The sequence below is a fragment of the Micromonospora coxensis genome (assembly GCF_900090295.1).
GTDB classification, from domain to species: domain Bacteria; phylum Actinomycetota; class Actinomycetes; order Mycobacteriales; family Micromonosporaceae; genus Micromonospora; species Micromonospora coxensis.
Map to the genome: position 1 here is coordinate 1517166 of NZ_LT607753.1, position 17204 is coordinate 1534369.

Consider the following 17204-nt stretch of genomic DNA (forward strand, 5'->3'; position numbering starts at 1 on the left):
AGCGAGCGGACCGGGAGGTGCCAGTGATCGGCCTGTGGGACACGACCGGCAACGAGGTGGTCAAGGCGCTCGCCGCGGAACGGCGCAGCGCGGGTGGGGTGGCCAGCGGCATGGCCCTCACCCTGATCGTGGTGGTGGACGAGAAGCGGGTCCGCGAGGCGGAGGCCGCCGCGACCATCGCCGCGGCGGCCCACCCGTGCCGGCTGCTGGTCGTCGTCCGCGCGGACGTCGAGCGGGAGCGCAACCGGCTGGACGCGGAGATCGTCGTCGGCGGCCGGCTCGGCCCGTGCGAAGCGGTGGTGACCCGGATGTACGGGCGGCTGGCCCTGCACGCCGAGTCGGTGGTGATGCCGCTGCTGGTGCCGGACGTCCCCGTGGTCACCTGGTGGCACGGCGAGCCGCCGCAGGAGATCGCCACCGACTTCCTCGGGGTGGTGGCCGACCGGCGGATCACCGACTCCGCGCAGGCCGCCGACCCGATCGAGGCGCTGCGGCAGCGGGCCCGGGACTACGCCCCGGGCGACACCGACCTGGCCTGGACCCGGATCACCCCGTGGCGCACCCTGGTCGCCGGGGCGTTCGACACCACCGAGGCGCGGGTCACCGACGCGACGGTGGTCGCGCCGCGCACCGACCCGACGGCGGCGCTGATGCGCGGCTGGCTGGCCGCCCGGCTCGGCATCGACCCGCAGTGGCAGCACACCGACGAGCACCCCCGGATGCGCGAGGTGCAACTGCGCTGCGCCAACGGCGACGAGCTGACCCTGACCCGCACCGACAGCCTGGCGGTCTTCCGGCGTACCGGTCAGGAGGACCGCACGCTGCCGCTGGTGCGCCGTCCGCTCGGCGACGAGCTGGCCGAGGAGCTGCGCCGGCTCGACGCCGACCAGGTGTACGCCGAGGCGCTGGGCGCCGCGGCCGGGCTGTCCGGCCTCGACCAGCGCCCCGCCCAGCGGGTGCACGTCTGGAAGGACCCGGCGACCGCGCGGCGCGCCGAGGCCGGGGTGACCGCCCACGCGGGCACCAGCGCCGGCAGTTGACCGCCGTGGGCGCGGGTGGGAGCCGTCCGGCTGCCGTCCGCGCCGACGGGCGCGGGCGAGGGCCCGCGACCCACGGGCCGACCGGCCCCGGGCACGACGAGACAGGGACCGCGTGGACGCGGTCGCGAGACGAAGGCACAACACATGAGTGAGGCGAGTGTCGCCGTCCACGCCGATGCCGATCTGCTGGCGCAGGCGGTGGCGGCCCGGCTGGTGGTGAAGCTGCTCGACGCGCAGGCCGAACGGGGTCAGGCGTCGGTGGTGCTGACCGGCGGGCGGATCGCCGCGGCGGTCTACCGGGCGGTGGCCGCGCTGCCGGCCCACGACGCGGTCGACTGGTCCCGGGTGGACGTCTGGTGGGGCGACGAGCGTTTCCTGCCCGCCGGGGACCCGGAGCGCAACGAGACGCAGGCGCGGGCCGCGCTGCTGGACGCCGTGCCGCTGGACCCGGCCCGGGTGCACCCGATGCCGGCCTCGGACGGCCCGGCCGGGGCGGACCCGGAGGCGGGGGCCGCCGCGTACGCCGAGGAGCTGGCCCGGGCGGCGCGCCCCGGGCACGCCGCGCTGCCCCACTTCGACGTGCTGATGCTCGGCGTCGGCGAGGACGGGCACGTGGCGTCGGTCTTCCCGGAGCACCCGGTGCACCACGACAACCGGCCGGTCAGCGCCGTGCGGGGCAGCCCGAAGCCGCCGCCGCTTCGCACCACGCTGACCCTGCCGACGATCAACACCGCCGAGGAGGTCTGGCTGGTGGCCAGCGGCGCGGACAAGGCCCGGGCGGTGGGCATGGCGCTGGCCGGGGCGGGGCCGGTGCAGCTGCCGGCGGCGGGCGTGCGGGGGGTCGCGCGGACCCTCTGGCTGCTGGACCGGGCGGCGGCGGCCGACGTGCCGCCGCGCTCACGCAGCCTGCGCTGAGACGACAGCGAGGAGCCCCGGCCCCCTGCGGGAGGACCGGGGCTCCGGCGCGTCAGTCGCGGCCGCGACGCCGGCGCAGCGCCGCGAGGGCCTCGGCGAGGATGGCCTCCCCCTCGGCGTCGCTGCGCCGCTCCTTCACGTACGCCAGGTGGGTCTTGTAGGGCTCGGGGCGGGCCCGGCCGGGCGGGTTGTCGGCGTCCCGGCCGGCGGGCAGGCCGCAGCGGGGGCAGTCCCAGAGGGCGGGGACGTCGGCGTCGGACGCCATCCGGATCTGGGTGGCGTGCCCGTTGCGGCACCAGTAGGTCACCGCCCGGCGGGGCGCCAACTGGTAACGCTCGGCGGGGCGCTCCGGGGTCGAACCGACCCGTGCGCCCCGGATGATGTTGACACTCGGCACGGCTGCTCGCTCCTGTCCGTCGGAGGGGACCACCGCCCGGAGGGGGAGGGCGGCGGCGACGCGGTGCACAAAAGAATCTGCGCGCGGTCCGTAACGGACCGCGCGCAGATTGTACGCCGAGACTCCGACGGGATCAGGCCCCGCTGCTGAGCTGGAGCCGGAGCCAGAGGCCCAGCCCGACGATGCAGGCGAACCAGATGATGCTCACCAGGACGGTGTAGCGGTCCAGGTTCTTCTCGGCCACCGACGAGCCGGCCAGGCTGGAGCTGACCCCACCGCCGAACATGCTCGACAGCCCGCCGCCCTTACCGCGGTGCAGCAGGATCAGCATGGTGAGCAGAACGCTCGTGATGACCAGCAACACGATCAACGTGTATGCGAACCAGATCGGCATGGCTGGGGTCAGTCCTCTCGTTACGATCCTCGCCCGGACAGATCGGGCACGGCGGCACCGACCGGTGGACGGGCGGAGTCAAGGATAGCGAGCGATCAGCGGGCCGTGTGCTCCGGGAACCGGCAGATCTTCGCGAACTCCTCGGCATCCAGGCTGGCGCCGCCGACCAGGGCCCCGTCGACGTCCGGCTGGGCCATGATCGCCGCGACGTTCGAGGACTTGACCGAGCCGCCGTAGAGGATCCGGACCTGGTCCGCGGTGCCCTGGTCGTAGGTCTCGACCAGCCGCTTGCGGACCTCGCCGCAGACCTCCTGGGCGTCCTCCGGCGTGGCGGTCTTGCCGGTGCCGATCGCCCAGACCGGCTCGTACGCCACGACGACCTGGGTGACCTGCTCGGCGGTGAGCCCCTTGAGGGCGCCGTCGAGCTGGTCGCAGCAGTGCGGCACGTGCCGCAGCTGCTCCCGGATCTCCAGGCCCTCGCCGATGCAGAGGATCGGGGTGAGCCCGTTGGCCAGCGCGGCGGCCACCTTGGCGTTGACGACCGCGTCGTCCTCGTAGTGGTACGCGCGCCGCTCCGAGTGCCCGACCACCACGTACGTGCAGCCCAGCTTGGCCAGCATCGCCCCGGAGATGTCCCCGGTGTACGCGCCCGACTGGTACGGCGACAGGTCCTGCGCGCCGTAGCCGATGAGCAGCTTGTCGCCGTCCACCGCGGTCTGCACGGTGCGCAGGTCGGTGAAGGGCGGCAGGACCACCGTCTCGACGTCGGTGAGCTGCTTCTCGGTGAGGCTCGCGGCCAGCTTCTGCACCAGCAGGTTGGCCTCGAGGTGGTTGAGGTTCATCTTCCAGTTGCCGGCCATCAGCGGCCGGCGGGTGACGCTCGCCATCAGTTCTCCAGGGCCGCGATGCCGGGGAGGGTCTTGCCCTCCAGGTACTCCAGGGACGCGCCGCCGCCGGTCGAGATGTGCCCGAAGGAGGACTCGTCCAACCCCAGCGCACGGACCGCCGCGGCGGAGTCACCGCCGCCGACCACGCTGAACGCGTCGGCCTTGGTGATCGCCTCGGCGACCCCGCGGGTGCCGTTGGCGAACGCGGCCATCTCGAACACGCCCATCGGGCCGTTCCAGAAGATGGTCTTCGCCTGCGAGAGCGCGGCGGCGAAGCCGGCCACCGTCTCCGGGCCGATGTCCAGGCCGAGCCGGTGGCTCGGGATGCCGTCGGCGCGCACCGTGTCGTGCGCGGCGTCCGGGGCGAAGGCGTCCGCGGCCACCACGTCGACCGGGAGCATGATCTTGCCCGCGGAGCGCTCCAGGAGGTTGCCGCAGGTCTCGACCATCTCCTCCTCCAGCAGCGAGGTGCCCACCTCGTGGCCCTGGGCCTTGAGGAAGGTGAAGCACATCCCGCCGCCGATGAGCAGCCGGTCGACCTTCGGCAGCAGGGCCTCGATCACCGCCAGCTTGTCGGAGACCTTCGACCCGCCGAGCACCACCACGTACGGGCGCTCCGGCTCGCCGGTCAGCTTGGAGAGCACCTCCACCTCGCGCAGCACCAGGCGGCCGGCCGCGTGCGGCAGCCGCGCCGGCACGTCGTAGACGCTGGCGTGCTTGCGGTGCACCGCGCCGAACGCGTCGTCGACGTACGCCTCGCCGAAGGCGGCGAGCTGGTCGGCGAAGGCGCCCCGCTCGGCCTCGTCCTTACTGGTCTCCCCCTTGTTGAAGCGGAGGTTCTCCAGCAGGGCGACCTGGCCGTCGGCCAGGCCCTCCACCGTGGAGCGCGCCGAGTCGCCGACGGTGTCGGTGGCGAAGTGCACCGGCGCGCCGAGCAGCTCACCGAGCCGCCCGGCGACCGGGCGGAGGCTGAACTGCGGGGCCGGCTCGCCCTTCGGGCGGCCCAGGTGCGAGCAGACGACCACCTTGGCGCCGGCCTGGACCAGCGCGCCCAGGGTCGGCAGGACGGCCCGGATCCGGCCGTCGTCGGTGATCTCACCGGTCTGCTTGTCGAGTGGGACGTTCAGGTCGGCGCGCACGAGCACGCGCCGACCCGACACCCCCTCGGCGAGCAGGTCGTCGAGGTTGCGGATGCTCACCGAGCTAGGCCTCCGTTCGGGACTGCGGGGCTCGCCAGCTCACTCCTCGCACTCACAGGGAGCTGCCCACCAGCTTGACGAGGTCGACCAGGCGGTTGGAGTAGCCCCACTCGTTGTCGTACCAGCCGACGACCTTGACCTGGTTGCCGACGACCTTGGTCAGCGGCGCGTCGAAGATGCAGGACGCCGGGTCGGTGACGATGTCGGCCGAGACGATCGGGTCGTCGTTGTAGCTCAGGAAGCCCTTGAGCGGGCCCTCGGCGGCGGCCTTCATCGCGGCGTTGACCTCGTCCACGGTGGTCTCCCGGTTGAGGTTCACCGTGAGGTCGGTGGCCGAGCCGGTCGGGATCGGCACGCGCAGCGCGTAGCCGTCCAGCTTGCCCTTGAGCTCCGGCAGCACCAGGCCGATCGCCTTCGCGGCGCCGGTCGAGGTCGGGACGATGTTCAGCGCGGCGGCCCGGGCGCGACGCAGGTCCTTGTGCGGCGCGTCCTGCAGGTTCTGGTCCTGGGTGTACGCGTGGATCGTCGTCATCAGGCCGTGCTGGATGCCGAACGTGTCGTGCAGGACCTTCGCCATCGGGGCGAGGCAGTTGGTGGTGCAGGAGGCGTTCGAGATGATGGTGTGCTTGGCGGCGTCGTACTGCTCGTGGTTGACGCCCATCACCACCGTGACGTCCTCGTTCTTCGCCGGGGCGGAGATGATGACCTTCTTGGCCCCGCCGTCGACGTGCGCCTTCGCCTTGGTGGCGTCGGTGAAGAAGCCGGTGGACTCGATGACGACGTCCGCGCCGACCTCGCCCCACGGCAGCTTCGACGGGTCCTTCTCCGCGTACGCCTTGATGGTCTTGCCGCCCACGGTGATCTCGTCGGCGGTGGCCTTGACCTCGTGCGGCAGGCGACCCAGGATGCTGTCGTACTTGAGCAGGTGGGCGAGCGTCGCGTTGTCGGTCAGGTCGTTGACCGCGACGACCTCGATGTCAGCGCCGGACGCCAGCACTGCCCGGAAGAAGTTACGGCCGATCCGGCCGAAGCCGTTGATGCCAACCCGGATGGTCACAGGTCCCATCTCCTCGCGTTCTGGTCCGCCGGCGTCAGACCCGGGCCGGCGGAGGTGTGTGCGCCGACCGTTGGAGCCGGCCGTTGACGGTTCATCTCGGCCACCCCGCCGCGGTCCTGGAGGACCTGACCGCCCGAGGCGGTGAGCACGGCGAGGGGTGCCTGTGCCGGCCCCCTTGCCGTACGCAGCGACCCTATCCGAGCGTGCCGCGCCGTGCAGCGTCGGGTGGTGACCCCACTCGCGCCACCGGCCCTCACCGTCCTATCAGACCACGAGCATGTCCGGCGTGACGGCCGCTTCCGTATCCGGGATGCCCAGGTCACGGGCGCGCTTGTCGGCCAGCGCCAGCAACCGGCGGATCCGGCCCGCGATGGCGTCCTTGGTCAGCGGCGGGTCGGCCAGCGCGCCCAGCTCCTCCAGCGAGGCCTGCCGGTGCTCCAGACGCAGCCGCCCGGCCGAGGTGAGGTGGTTCGGCGCGTCGTCGGCGAGGATCTCCAGCGCCCGGGTCACCCGGGCGGCGGCGGCCACCGCCGCGCGCGCCGACCGGCGCAGGTTGGCGTCGTCGAAGTTGGCCAGCCGGTTGGCCGTCGCCCGCACCTCGCGGCGCACCCGCCGCTCCTCCCAGGCCAGCACACTGGAGTGCGCGCCGATGCGGGTGAGCAGCGCGGCGATCGCGTCGCCGTCCTTGACCACCACCCGGTCCACCCCGCGCACCTCGCGGTTCTTGGCGGTGATGCCGATCCGGCGGGCCGCGCCGACCAGGGCCAGCGCCGACTCCGGGCCGGGGCAGGTGATCTCCAGGGCGCTGGAGCGGCCCGGCTCGGTCAGCGAGCCGTGCGCCATGAACGCGCCACGCCACGCCGAGACCGCGCAGCAGACGTTCGCCGCCACCACGTGCGGCGGCAGGCCCCGCACCGGACGGCCACGCACGTCCAGCAGGCCGGTCTGCCGGGCCAGCGCCTCGCCGTCCTTGACCACCCGGACGATGAAGTGGCTGCCCTTGCGCAGCCCGCCCGAGGCGAGCACGTGGATCTCGCTGGGATAGCCGTACACCTCGGCGATCTCCCGGCGCAGCCGCCGGGCCACCGCCCCGGTGTCCAACTCGGCCTCCACCACCACCCGACCGGAGACGATGTGCAGCCCGCCGGCGAAGCGGAGCAGCGCGGCCATCTCCGCCCGTCGGCAGCAGGGCTTGGGCACGTCGACCCGACTCAGCTCGTCCTTGACCGCAGCCGTCATCGCCATTGTGCGCCCCTCCACGGACCGGTACCGGCGTGTCGCCGGTGATTACGTACGTGCTTAACGATCGGCGCCCAGGACAGGCACCAGCGCGGCGCCCAGGGCGGCAGGGTCGTGCCGGGCAGAGCCGTCGTCGACGGCGACGGGGGCGAGCACCAGCCGGGCACCCAGCGATTCTGCCGCACGGGCGACCGGTTCGGGATCACCCACCGCCTTCGAATCGGCCAGCACGAAGTCGACCGTGAGCTGCGGAAGGTACCAGTGCAGGGCGGCCAGGTGGTCGGCGACGGAGAGCCCGAGGGTCTCCTTCTCCGCCGCCAGGTTGAGGGTGACCAGCCGTCGGGCCGGGCTGGCGACGATGGCGGCGGCCAGCCCGGGCACCAGCAGGTGCGGCAGCACGCTGGTGTACCAGCTGCCCGGGCCGAAGATCAGCCAGTCCGCCCCGCCGACGGCGTCGACCGCCTCGGCGCAGGCGACCGGGGCGTCCGGGGTGAGCCGCAGCGACTCCACCCGGCCGGTGGTCACCGCGACCTGGTGCTGCCCGCGTACGGTGCGCACCTCGCCGGGGCGCTCCGGATCGGCGCCGCGTACCCGGGCCTCGATGCCGACCGGCTGCGGCGACATCGGCAGCACCCGGCCGACCGCGTCGAGCATCGCCCCGGCGTGCTCCAGCGCGGCCACCGGGTCGCCGAGCTGCTCCATCAGGCCGCAGAGCACCAGGTTGCCCACCGCGTGCCCGGCCAGGCCGTCGCCGCCGTCACCGGCGAAGCGGTGCTGGAACAGCCCGGCGCTGCGCCGGGTGGCCGGGTGGTCGCCGGCCAGCGCGACGAGGGCCTGCCGCAGGTCGCCGGGGGGCAGGCCGCCGCGCTCGGCGCGCAGCCGGCCGCTGGAGCCGCCGTCGTCGCCGACGGTGACCACGGCGGTGATGTCCAGGTCGAGTTCTCCCGTGCAGTGCCGCAGGGCACGCAGCGAGGCGGAGAGACCGTGTCCTCCGCCGAAGGCGACCACCTTCGTCGCCGCCACTACTCCCGCCCCAGGTCCCGGTGCTGCGCGTTGGCGGCGAGCCCGGACTGGCGCAGCCGGCCGGCGAGTTCCTCGGCGATGGCGACACTGCGGTGCTTGCCGCCGGTGCAGCCGACCGCCACCGTCAGGTAGCGCTTCCCCTCCCGCTCGAACCCGGCGGTGGTGGCGTTGACCAGGTCGGCGTACGACGACACGAAGGCGTCCGCCCCCTCCTGGCCGAGCACGTACGCGCTGACCGCCTCCTCCCGCCCGGTGTGCTCGCGCAGCTCGGGCACCCAGTACGGGTTGGGCAGGAACCGGGCGTCGAGCACGAAGTCGGCGTCCGGCGGCAGCCCGTACTTGAAGCCGAAGGAGATCACGGTGACCCGCAGCCGGCGGGCGTCCTCGCCGCCGAACAGCTCCTCGACGCGGCGGCGGAGCTGGTTGACGTTGAGGTGGCTGGTGTCGATGATCACGTCGGCCTGGTCGCGGGCCTCCTCCAGCAGGCCACGCTCCACGGCGATGCCGTCGGCCAGCCGCCCCTCCCCCTGCAACGGGTGCGAGCGCCGCACGCTCTCGAACCGGCGGATCAGCACCTCGTCGTCGGCGTCGACGAAGATCACCCGGGGCGAGAAGCCGCGCTCCTTCAGCTCCCGGATCGCCCCGGCCAGGTCGGTGGAGAAGGCCCGCGAGCGCACGTCGAGCACCATCGCGGTGCGCCGGGCGGCCCCGCCGGCCTTGACCGCCAGCTCGGCCATGTCCAGCAGCAGCGCCTGGGGCAGGTTGTCCACCACGTAGTACCCGACGTTCTCCAGCGCCCGGGCCACGGTGCTGCGGCCGCCGCCGGACAGGCCGGTGACCACCACCAGCGAGGTGTCCGACTCCGCCGTCGCCGTGCCGTCGCCCGGGGCGTACCCGTCGGCAGTCCGCGCCTCGCTCACTCCCGCAACCCCCGGTGTCCGTGGCGCCGGGCCTGGTCCCCCGGCCGCGCATGGTCGACCCACGACTCTATCCCGGCGGGTGGGGTCGATCGTCGCTCGCCCGTCGGGACGGCGGCGCGTCGTCTCCCCGACACCACCCGCCCCCTTGATAACGATCAGTGATCGTTAATACACTCTCTGCGATCATTGCAGGTCAGGCCGAGCGCAGAGGAGACGCCATGCACGATCTCGCGGACAGGAACAAGTACGTCGGCTTCCTGTTCATGCGGATCAGCCCCGAGTACTTCGCCCTCGGGCGGGAGGGCATCCACGAGGTGTCCGCCGAGCACGCCCGCGACCTGGCGAAGTTCGCCAAGCAGCTGACCCACGTCGTCTGCACCGGGGTCAACGGCCGGTACGACCAGGTGACCATGGTCGAGGCCGACACCCTGGAGGAGATCAACGCGGCGGCGACCGCGTTCCGGATGGGCAACAAGGCCAGGTACATCGAGATCGTCGACATCGTGGTGGGGATGAAGGCCCCGCCGCGCGCGCTGGCCAACCGGTCGATGGACTGACCGGGTGGCCCGCCGGGCCCGACGCGTCCGGGCCCGGCGGGTCGGCGCGGGCGGCGGTGTCGGGGTCGGCTCGTAGACTCCCCGGGTGACCTCCCCCACCGAGACGCGCACCTCCGACGCCCTGCGGGTGCTCAACCGGGTCTTCGGCTACGACGCCTTCCGCGGCTTCCAGCGGGAGGTCATCGACCACGTGGTGGCCGGCGGCGACGCGCTGGTGCTGATGCCGACCGGCGGCGGCAAGTCGCTGTGCTACCAGATCCCGGCCCTGGTCCGCGACGGTGTCGCGGTGGTGGTGTCGCCGCTGATCGCGCTGATGCAGGACCAGGTCGACGCGCTGACCGCGGTCGGCGTACGGGCCGGTTTCCTCAACTCGACGCAGGATCTCGACGCCCGCCGCCAGGTCGAGCGGGCGTTCGTCGCCGGCGAACTGGACCTGCTCTACCTCGCTCCCGAGGCGCTGGGCACCCGGGGCGCGCAGCAGCTGCTGGACCGGGGCCGGATCAGCCTGTTCGCGATCGACGAGGCGCACTGCGTCTCGCAGTGGGGGCACGACTTCCGCCCCGACTACCTGGCCCTGTCGATGCTGCACGAACGCTGGCCGGACGTCCCCCGCATCGCGCTGACCGCCACCGCGACCAGCGCCACCCGGGCGGAGATCGCCACCCGGCTCAAGCTCACCGAGGCGCGGCACTTCGTGGCCAGCTTCGACCGGCCCAACATCCAGTACCGGATCGTGCCGAAGCGGGAGCCGCGCAAGCAGTTGCTCGGCCTGCTGCGCGACGAGCACCCGGGCGACGCCGGGATCGTCTACTGCCTGTCCCGGGCCTCGGTGGAGAAGACCGCCGAGTTCCTGGTCGCCAACGGCGTCGCCGCGCTGCCGTACCACGCCGGCCTGGACGCCGGCACCCGCGCCGCCAACCAGCAGCGCTTCCTGCGCGAGGACGGCCTGGTCATGGTGGCGACGATCGCGTTCGGGATGGGCATCGACAAGCCGGACGTCCGGTTCGTCGCCCACCTCGACCTGCCCAAGTCGGTCGAGGGCTACTACCAGGAGACCGGCCGGGCCGGCCGGGACGGGCTGCCGTCGACCGCCTGGCTCGCCTACGGGCTGCAGGACGTGGTGCAGCAACGCAAGATGATCGAGACGTCCGACGGGGACCTGGCCCACCGGCGCAACCTCGCCACCCACCTCGACGCGATGCTGGCGCTGTGCGAGACGGTCCGCTGCCGCCGGGTGCAGTTGCTGGAGTACTTCGGCGAGACCGGGACGGCCGGCTGCGGCAACTGCGACACCTGCCTCACCCCGCCGGAGACCTGGGACGGCACGGTCGCGGCGCAGAAACTGCTCTCCACCGTCTACCGGCTGGACCGCGAGCGCAACCAGCGCTTCGGCGCGGGGCACTGCGTCGACATCCTGCTCGGCCGGCAGACCGACAAGATCACCCAGTACGGCCACGACGCGTTGAGCACCTTCGGCATCGGCACCGAACTGCGCGAGGCGGAGTGGCGCGGGGTGGTCCGGCAGCTGCTCGCCGAGGGGCTGCTCGCCGTCGAGGGCGACTACGGCACGCTGGCGCTGACCGAGGCCAGCGCGGAGGTGCTGGGCCGCCGCCGGGCGGTCACCATGCGCCGGGAGCCGGAGAAGGTGGCGTCGGGCCGGTCGGCGAAGCCGCGCGGGGCCGCCACCGTGGTCGCCGAGCTGTCCCCCGAGGCCACGTCGCTGTTCGAACGGCTGCGCGGCTGGCGGGCGGCGACCGCCAAGGAGCAGGGCGTGCCGGCGTACGTGATCTTCCACGACGCGACGCTGCGGCAGATCGCGACGGACGCGCCGGCCTCGCTGGTCGAGCTGTCCCGGATCAACGGCGTCGGGGAGAACAAGCTCGCCAAGTACGGGGAGGCGATCCTGGCCGTGGTCGCCGAGGCGTGACGCACGACGGAGGGCCGACCCCGTGCGGGCGCCGGCCCTCCGTCTGCTGTTCGAGCGGGACTTGCCGGCGGTGGCGGCAACCCCGGTGCGACCACCCCGACACGCCGGGCCCGACGCGCGGTCGGTGCGGCGGCGGTTCAGCCGGCGACGGGCGGCCGTTCCCGGGTGACGGCGTCACGGAGCAGTTCTGCGGCCACCCTCGCCCCGTCGGTGCGGATCGTGCCGGCCACGGCCCGCGCTCGCGCGCCGGTGTCAGGCCGCAGGGCCGTGGCGAGTGCGGCGGACAGGGAGTCGACGGTGGGCGTCGGGTCCTCGTGAGCCGAGCCGATGCCCAACTCGGCCACTCGGGCTGCCCAGTAGGGCTGGTCGGCGATCCGGGGAACCACCACCTGCGGCGCGCCGGCCCGGGCCGCCGTCGTGGTGGTGCCGGCCCCGCCGTGGTGCACGACGGCGGCCACCCGCGGGAACAGTGCCTGCTGGTTGACCTCGCCGACGACGAAGCAGTCGTCAGCGCCGTCGATCGGGGCCAGGTCCGCCCAGCCGCGGGCGAGGAGCACGCGGCGGCCGTGCGCGCGGCACGCCTCGATGGCGGTCCGGGCGATGCCTTCCGGGGCGTACGCGGCCATGCTGCCGAAGCCCACGTACACCGGTGACGCGCCCGCGCCGAGGAAGGCCTCCAGCCCGTCGGGGAGCGGACGGTCGTCGGGCAGGATCCACCCGCCGCTCTGCACGATGTCGAGGTCGGTCATGCCCTCCGACGGACACAGCGTCGCGTCCGCCGCCAGCCACGGCCGAGCCGTGAAGACGTGATCGCGGACGTTGTCCACCGGCGGCAGGCCGATCGCCGCTCGATGGCTGTTCAGCGCCTCCCCGTACAACGCGTTGACCCGCTGGGCGTCCTGCTCCCACAGCACCCGGTTGTCCGTCTCGTCCGGCGACGACTGCCGGCCCGGTCGTGCCCCGGGAGGGAAGCGCCGCGACGGCAGTCCGAAGATGTGGAAGCACGCGTACATGTAGGGGATGCCCAGTTTCTCCGCGACGTCCCGCGCGCCGGCCGGCATCAGGCCGGTTGCCAGCAGCGCGTCGCATCCCTCGGCAGCCGTGGTGAGCGTCTCGAATCGGGCGGCCACCAGTTCGGAAGCGAGTCGGAACGCGTCCTCCACCGTCGGCCGCCTGGGCCCGGCAACCACCGAGCGCACCGTCGGGCCGAGCGGCACCAGCGGAACACCGGCCCGAGCCAGCAGCGCGGCGAACTCCTCGTCCGGCGGCGCGCAGATTCGCGCCTGAACGCCGATTTCCCGCAGCGCCACCGCCAGTCCCACCAACGGTTCCACATCTCCGCGCGATCCCCATGTCGTCAACAGCACTCGCACTTCGGGACTCCCGTTTCCGCAGGTCATTGCTTCCGGCCGCCGATTCTGCGGCAGTGCCCCGGTCTTGCCGCAAGCCCCCGGGTGCGGTATAAGTTGAGAGTGGCAGGGAGTTCGATCTCCTTGCCTTTTCTTTTTCGGCATTCACATCCTGTCGAGCCCGGCCATTCGACACCGGGTCGAGCATCGTCGGCGGGCCCGAGCGAAAACCCGGACACTGGCAGGAATCCGAGCGCGCGGAACGCGGACGACCCGGGCCGCCGTCCCGCGCGGACAACGCTCACGTTCGTCCGGGCAGGTCGCTCAACGCCCACAATTCGTCGCCGGAAAGAGGACGTCCCGTCGGGGCCACCCTTCCTCCGCTCGGCGTCAGCGCTAGATCTCCAGCCGCAGGCCGGGCCATCGGTCCTGCCACCCCTTGGCCTCCACGCGGCGCCGTACCTTCGCCCGACCCGCTGCGTCGGCGAAGGCCGGAGAGGGGCGGACGACCATTCCCACCAGGTCGGCCAGACCGTGGCAGGACATCAGGCGAACAGAGTCGCCCCGCAGGGTGACCGCGACGCAGGTCGCCGTTTCCGGCCAGCGTGACATCGCGTCCAGGGCGGACGTGTAGGGCTCGTCGCCATTGCGCAGATGCATCCGTGCCTGATTACGGATCTCCCACGGCACCCCGGGCAGGGCCTTCCTGGCCCGGGCTTCGGCGCGTTCGTCCTCGCGTGGGTCCCGCTCGTCCGGGTCGAAGTAGGCGACGTCCACGTCGCGCTCCGGTGCGAACGGGAGATCGCTGATCGCGTCCCACACCCGGTTGCGGACGAAGCCGGCACCGATCCACCAGTCCGGTAGTCCGAGGTCGGCCGTGGCCCGAAGGACCGCCATCGCTCCCGGGTCCGACTCGATCACGCCCACCACGTCCCGGGCGCTCCTGACCACGCTCACTCCGCGGCCGTGGCCCTCGCGGTGTCCCCGTCGAGGGCGGCGAGGATGGCCTCGGCGGTCCGCCGCCCCACTCCGGGCACCTCGGTGATCTCCTCGACGGTGGCGGCGGAGAGCCGCTTGAGCGAGCCGAAGTGCCGCAGCAGCGCCTTGCGGCGCACCTCACCGAGGCCGGGGACGTTGTCCAGCGCCGACTCGGTCATCCGCTTCGAGCGCCGCTGCCGGTGGAAGGTGATGGCGAAGCGGTGCGCCTCGTCGCGGACGCGTTGCAGCAGGTAGAGCCCTTCGGAGGTGCGCGGCAGGATGACCGGGTACTCGTCGTCGGGCAGCCAGACCTCCTCCAACCGCTTGGCCAGCCCGCAGAGCGCCACGTCGTCGATGCCCAGCTCGGCCAGGGCCTGGGCGGCGGCGGCCACCTGCGGCGCGCCGCCGTCGACCACCACCAGCTGCGGCGGGTACGCGAACTTGCGCGGCCGACCGGTGAGAGGGTCGACGAGGGCGCCGACGCGCGGCTCGTCGGACTCGAGCGCGGCGGCGTCCTCGCCGCCGGGACGGTCCGGGTCGCCGGCGGTCTCCTCGCCGATCTCCCCGGTCTCGGCCCGGGCGTCGAGGTAGCGGGCGAAGCGGCGGCGCAGCACCTCGGACATGGCGGAGAGGTCGTCGGTGGCGCCCCGGACGATGAAGCGGCGGTACTCGGCCTTGCGCGGCAACCCGTCCTCGAAGACGACCATGCTGGCCACCACGTCGGTGCCCTGGATCTGCGAGACGTCGAAGCACTCGATGCGCAGCGGCGAGGTGCGCATGCCCAGCGCGTCGCTGATCTCGTCGAGGGCCTTGCTGCGGGTGGTCAGGTCGCCGGCCCGCTTGAGCTTGTGCCGGGCCAGGGCGTCCCTCGCGTTGCGCTCGACGGTCTCCAGCAGCGATTTCTTGTCGCCGCGCTGCGGCACCCGCAGCGCGACCCGGCTGCCCCGGCGGGTGGCGAGCCAGTCGGAGAGGGCGTCGGCGTCGGCCGGCAGCTCGGGCACGAGCAGCTCCCGGGGGACGTCCGACTCGCCCTGCTCGCCGCCGTAGACCTGGGTGCAGAAGTGGTGCACCAGGTCGCCGGTGGTCAGCTCCTCGGTCTTCTCCACCACCCAGCCGCGCTGGCCGCGCACCCGGCCGTCACGGACGTGGAACACCTGGACGGCGGCTTCGAGCGGATCGTCGGCGAAGGCCACCACGTCGGCGTCGGTGCCGTCGCCGAGCACCACGGTCTGCTTCTCCATGGCCCGGCGCAGCGCGGCCACGTCGTCGCGCAGCCGGGCCGCCCGCTCGAACTCCAGCTGCTCGCTGGCCTCGATCATCTCGCGTTCCAGCTTGCGGACCATGGTGTCGGTGCGGCCGGCCATGAAGTCGCAGAAGTCGTCGACGATCTCCCGGTGCCGCTCGGCGGAGACGGTGCCGACGCAGGGCGCGGAGCACTTGCCGATGTAGCCGAGCAGGCACGGCCGGCCGACCTGGCCGGCCCGCTTGAACACCCCGGAGGAGCAGGTCCGCGCCGGGAAGACCCGCAGCAGCAGGTCCAGCGTCTCGCGGATCGCCCAGGCGTGCGAGTACGGCCCGAAGTAGCGCACCCCCTTGCGCTTGGCGCCGCGCATCACCTGCAGGCGCGGGTACTCCTCGTCGAGGGTGACCGCGAGGTAGGGGTAGGACTTGTCGTCGCGGTAGCGGACGTTGAAGCGCGGGTCGTACTGCTTGATCCAGGTGTACTCGAGCTGGAGCGCCTCGACCTCGGTGCCGACGGTGACCCAGTCCACCGACTCGGCGGTGGTGACCATCTGCTGGGTGCGCTGGTGCAGCCCCCACAGGTCGGCGAAGTAGGAGTTGAGCCGGCTGCGCAGGTTCTTCGCCTTGCCGACGTAGATCACCCGGCCGGTGCCGTCGCGGAACCGGTAGACCCCCGGTGACTCGGGGATGGTGCCGGGCGCGGGACGGTAGGTCGAGGGATCTGCCACGGTTCCGAGACTATCCGCTGGCCCCGACACTCCAGATCACGCCGAGCTGGTCGACCTCGGAGCCGCTGCGGCCGTGGAAGCCGGCCAGCCGCCCGCCGGGTGGCGCGGTGAAGGTCACCGCCGCCGAGGTCGGGGTGCCGCCGGCGAGGGTACGGCCCCGGTTGGTGGTGAACCGGGCGGAGAAGATCCTGGTCCGGCCGTCCTTCTGCCCCTGGGTGAGGGTGACCCGGGTGACGTGCTCGCCGTCGGCCAGGTCGAGGGCGGCGGCGGTGCCACCGGTCCCGCCGTGGCGCGGCGCGGCGCCGTCGGCGAGGTCGACGCCGATCTGGTCGAGCCGGGACCCGGCGCGCAGCGACACCCGGGTGACCGGTGCGCCCACCAGCTCGACGTCGGTGAACGGCGTGCCGTGCGGGCCGCCCCAGGGGTCGCCGGCCCGCAACCCCGCGTCGAGCGTCCAGTCGAACCAGGCGGCGTGCGGGTAGTGGTCGGAGAGCGGACCGCCGGCCGGGGTCAGGAACCGGGCGTGCGCGTTGTGGTAGCGCACCAGGTCGAGCCGGACCAGCCGGCTGCCCCGGTAGAGGATCTTGTCGACCACCTCGCAGGCGTCGGTGACGTTCGCCGGGTCGCAGACCAGCGCCGGATCGCCGGCAGCCGGTGGGTCCCCGCCGCGCTCCTGTCGTACCCAGGCGTCGGTGAGGCCGTGGGCGGCCACCAGTTCGCGGATGGTGTCGCCGGTGCGGGTGTACCGGACGTTCAGGTCCCCCATCACGACCACCGCGGTGCCGGCGGAGTGCGTCCCGATGTACGCGGAGAGCTGGGCCAGGTTGGCGCGACGGGCGGCCAGGTCGGCCTCGGTGCTGCCGGCGTTGGTGTGCACGTTGTAGAAGTCGACGAGGACGCCCTCGGCCAGCCGGATCCGGGAGTACGTGAAGCCCTTCGGGGTCAGGCAGTCGGTGCCGTTGCACCTGTTCCACCTCACCCGGGCGAAGTCGCGGTACGCCAGGTGCGACAGCGTGTTCAGACCGTCGCCGAAGGGCACGCCCCCGCTGGTCGGGGTGCGGTACGGGTGCCGGTCGGCGGCGTAGAGGTCGGCGTGGTAGTTGAAGTCCTCCTGGACGTGCACCACGTCGTAGCCGCCGAGCCGCTCGCCGATGGGCCGGGTGTTGGTGGCCGGGTCGCCGCCGGAGAGCGGTTCGGGCAGCCCGGCGACGTTGTAGGTGAGCACGGAGAAGGCGCCGGAGGTGGGGGCGACCGGCGCGGACCCGGCTGCGGCGACGGGCGTCGGGACGGTGGCCAGGGTGGCGAGGGCCACCGCGGCGGCGAGCAGGCGTACGGGCGTCATCCGTCGTCCT

16 protein-coding genes are annotated in these 17204 nt (G+C 73.1%); 4 read left to right on the top strand and 12 right to left on the bottom strand.

Going from position 1 to position 17204, the window contains the following annotated elements; all coding sequences use genetic code 11:
- Positions 1–23 precede the first annotated feature (23 nt).
- Positions 24–1040: a glucose-6-phosphate dehydrogenase assembly protein OpcA gene (locus GA0070614_RS06675; RefSeq protein ID WP_088975126.1), complete on the top strand. Its 1017-nt coding sequence runs from the start codon at positions 24–26 to the stop codon at positions 1038–1040.
- 144 nt (positions 1041–1184) lie between these two features.
- Positions 1185–1955, top strand: coding sequence for a 6-phosphogluconolactonase (gene pgl / locus GA0070614_RS06680; RefSeq protein WP_088975127.1), 771 nt, complete (start codon positions 1185–1187; stop codon positions 1953–1955).
- Between the two features lie 52 nt (positions 1956–2007).
- On the opposite strand, the gene GA0070614_RS06685 is transcribed toward pgl, so the two are convergent.
- The 8 genes from GA0070614_RS06685 to rapZ form a co-directional block, all read right to left on the bottom strand.
- On the bottom strand, positions 2008–2352 hold the full coding sequence (locus tag GA0070614_RS06685; protein ID WP_088979280.1) for an RNA polymerase-binding protein RbpA: 345 nt from the start codon (positions 2350–2352) through the stop codon (positions 2008–2010).
- A 133-nt stretch (positions 2353–2485) separates the two neighbouring features.
- Positions 2486–2746: a preprotein translocase subunit SecG gene (gene secG / locus GA0070614_RS06690; RefSeq protein WP_088975128.1), complete on the bottom strand. Its 261-nt coding sequence runs from the start codon at positions 2744–2746 to the stop codon at positions 2486–2488.
- A 95-nt stretch (positions 2747–2841) separates the two neighbouring features.
- The gene (tpiA, locus tag GA0070614_RS06695; RefSeq protein WP_088975129.1) at positions 2842–3633 is read right to left on the bottom strand and encodes a triose-phosphate isomerase; all 792 of its coding nucleotides are present in this window, start codon (positions 3631–3633) and stop codon (positions 2842–2844) included.
- Positions 3633–4832 (bottom strand): phosphoglycerate kinase, encoded by a 1200-nt coding sequence (locus GA0070614_RS06700; RefSeq protein ID WP_088975130.1) that lies wholly within the window; start codon positions 4830–4832, stop codon positions 3633–3635. The genes tpiA and GA0070614_RS06700 overlap by 1 nt, the downstream gene beginning before the upstream one ends.
- 52 nt (positions 4833–4884) lie before the next feature.
- Positions 4885–5889, bottom strand: coding sequence for a type I glyceraldehyde-3-phosphate dehydrogenase (gene gap, locus GA0070614_RS06705; RefSeq protein ID WP_088975131.1), 1005 nt, complete (start codon positions 5887–5889; stop codon positions 4885–4887).
- A gap of 264 nt (positions 5890–6153) precedes the next feature.
- Positions 6154–7134, bottom strand: coding sequence for a DNA-binding protein WhiA (whiA, locus tag GA0070614_RS06710; protein ID WP_076467662.1), 981 nt, complete (start codon positions 7132–7134; stop codon positions 6154–6156).
- Positions 7135–7188: 54 nt separating this feature from the next.
- On the bottom strand, positions 7189–8151 hold the full coding sequence (locus GA0070614_RS06715; RefSeq protein WP_088975132.1) for a gluconeogenesis factor YvcK family protein: 963 nt from the start codon (positions 8149–8151) through the stop codon (positions 7189–7191).
- Positions 8151–8999 (bottom strand): RNase adapter RapZ, encoded by an 849-nt coding sequence (rapZ, locus tag GA0070614_RS06720; protein WP_408630761.1) that lies wholly within the window; start codon positions 8997–8999, stop codon positions 8151–8153. Before rapZ ends, GA0070614_RS06715 begins: the two co-directional genes overlap by 1 nt.
- 290 nt (positions 9000–9289) lie before the next feature.
- Between rapZ and GA0070614_RS06725 the strand changes: the two genes are divergently transcribed.
- A complete protein-coding gene (locus GA0070614_RS06725; RefSeq protein ID WP_088975134.1) occupies positions 9290–9628 on the top strand; it encodes a hypothetical protein in 339 nt (112 codons plus the stop codon).
- 85 nt (positions 9629–9713) lie between these two features.
- Positions 9714–11555: a DNA helicase RecQ gene (gene recQ / locus GA0070614_RS06730; protein ID WP_088975135.1), complete on the top strand. Its 1842-nt coding sequence runs from the start codon at positions 9714–9716 to the stop codon at positions 11553–11555.
- A 137-nt stretch (positions 11556–11692) separates the two neighbouring features.
- Here recQ and GA0070614_RS06735 read toward each other — a convergent pair whose 3' ends face one another.
- From GA0070614_RS06735 to GA0070614_RS06750, 4 genes are all read right to left on the bottom strand, one after another.
- Positions 11693–13069 carry a glycosyltransferase gene (locus tag GA0070614_RS06735; protein ID WP_231933563.1) on the bottom strand — a complete coding sequence of 459 codons (1377 nt, stop codon included), beginning with the start codon at positions 13067–13069 and terminating at the stop codon, positions 11693–11695.
- A gap of 231 nt (positions 13070–13300) precedes the next feature.
- On the bottom strand, positions 13301–13831 hold the full coding sequence (locus GA0070614_RS06740) for a nucleotidyltransferase family protein (protein WP_231933564.1): 531 nt from the start codon (positions 13829–13831) through the stop codon (positions 13301–13303).
- Positions 13832–13857: 26 nt separating this feature from the next.
- A complete protein-coding gene (uvrC, locus tag GA0070614_RS06745; protein WP_088975138.1) occupies positions 13858–15852 on the bottom strand; it encodes an excinuclease ABC subunit UvrC in 1995 nt (664 codons plus the stop codon).
- A 10-nt stretch (positions 15853–15862) separates the two neighbouring features.
- Entirely contained in the window at positions 15863–17194 is a 1332-nt protein-coding gene (locus tag GA0070614_RS06750) for a jacalin-like lectin (protein ID WP_088975139.1), read from the bottom strand.
- Between the last annotated feature and the right edge of the window lie 10 nt (positions 17195–17204).

Excerpts from the sequence above, each read along its gene's own strand:
- pgl (WP_088975127.1), top strand. The coding sequence starts at position 1,185 with ATGAGTGAGGCGAGTGTCGCCGTCCACGCCGATGCCGATCTGCTGGCG.
- secG (WP_088975128.1), bottom strand. The coding sequence starts at position 2,746 with ATGCCGATCTGGTTCGCATACACGTTGATCGTGTTGCTGGTCATCACG.
- tpiA (WP_088975129.1), bottom strand. The coding sequence starts at position 3,633 with ATGGCGAGCGTCACCCGCCGGCCGCTGATGGCCGGCAACTGGAAGATG.
- whiA (WP_076467662.1), bottom strand. The coding sequence starts at position 7,134 with ATGGCGATGACGGCTGCGGTCAAGGACGAGCTGAGTCGGGTCGACGTG.
- GA0070614_RS06725 (WP_088975134.1), top strand. The coding sequence starts at position 9,290 with ATGCACGATCTCGCGGACAGGAACAAGTACGTCGGCTTCCTGTTCATG.
- GA0070614_RS06735 (WP_231933563.1), bottom strand. The coding sequence starts at position 13,069 with ATGCCGAAAAAGAAAAGGCAAGGAGATCGAACTCCCTGCCACTCTCAA.
- GA0070614_RS06750 (WP_088975139.1), bottom strand. The coding sequence starts at position 17,194 with ATGACGCCCGTACGCCTGCTCGCCGCCGCGGTGGCCCTCGCCACCCTG.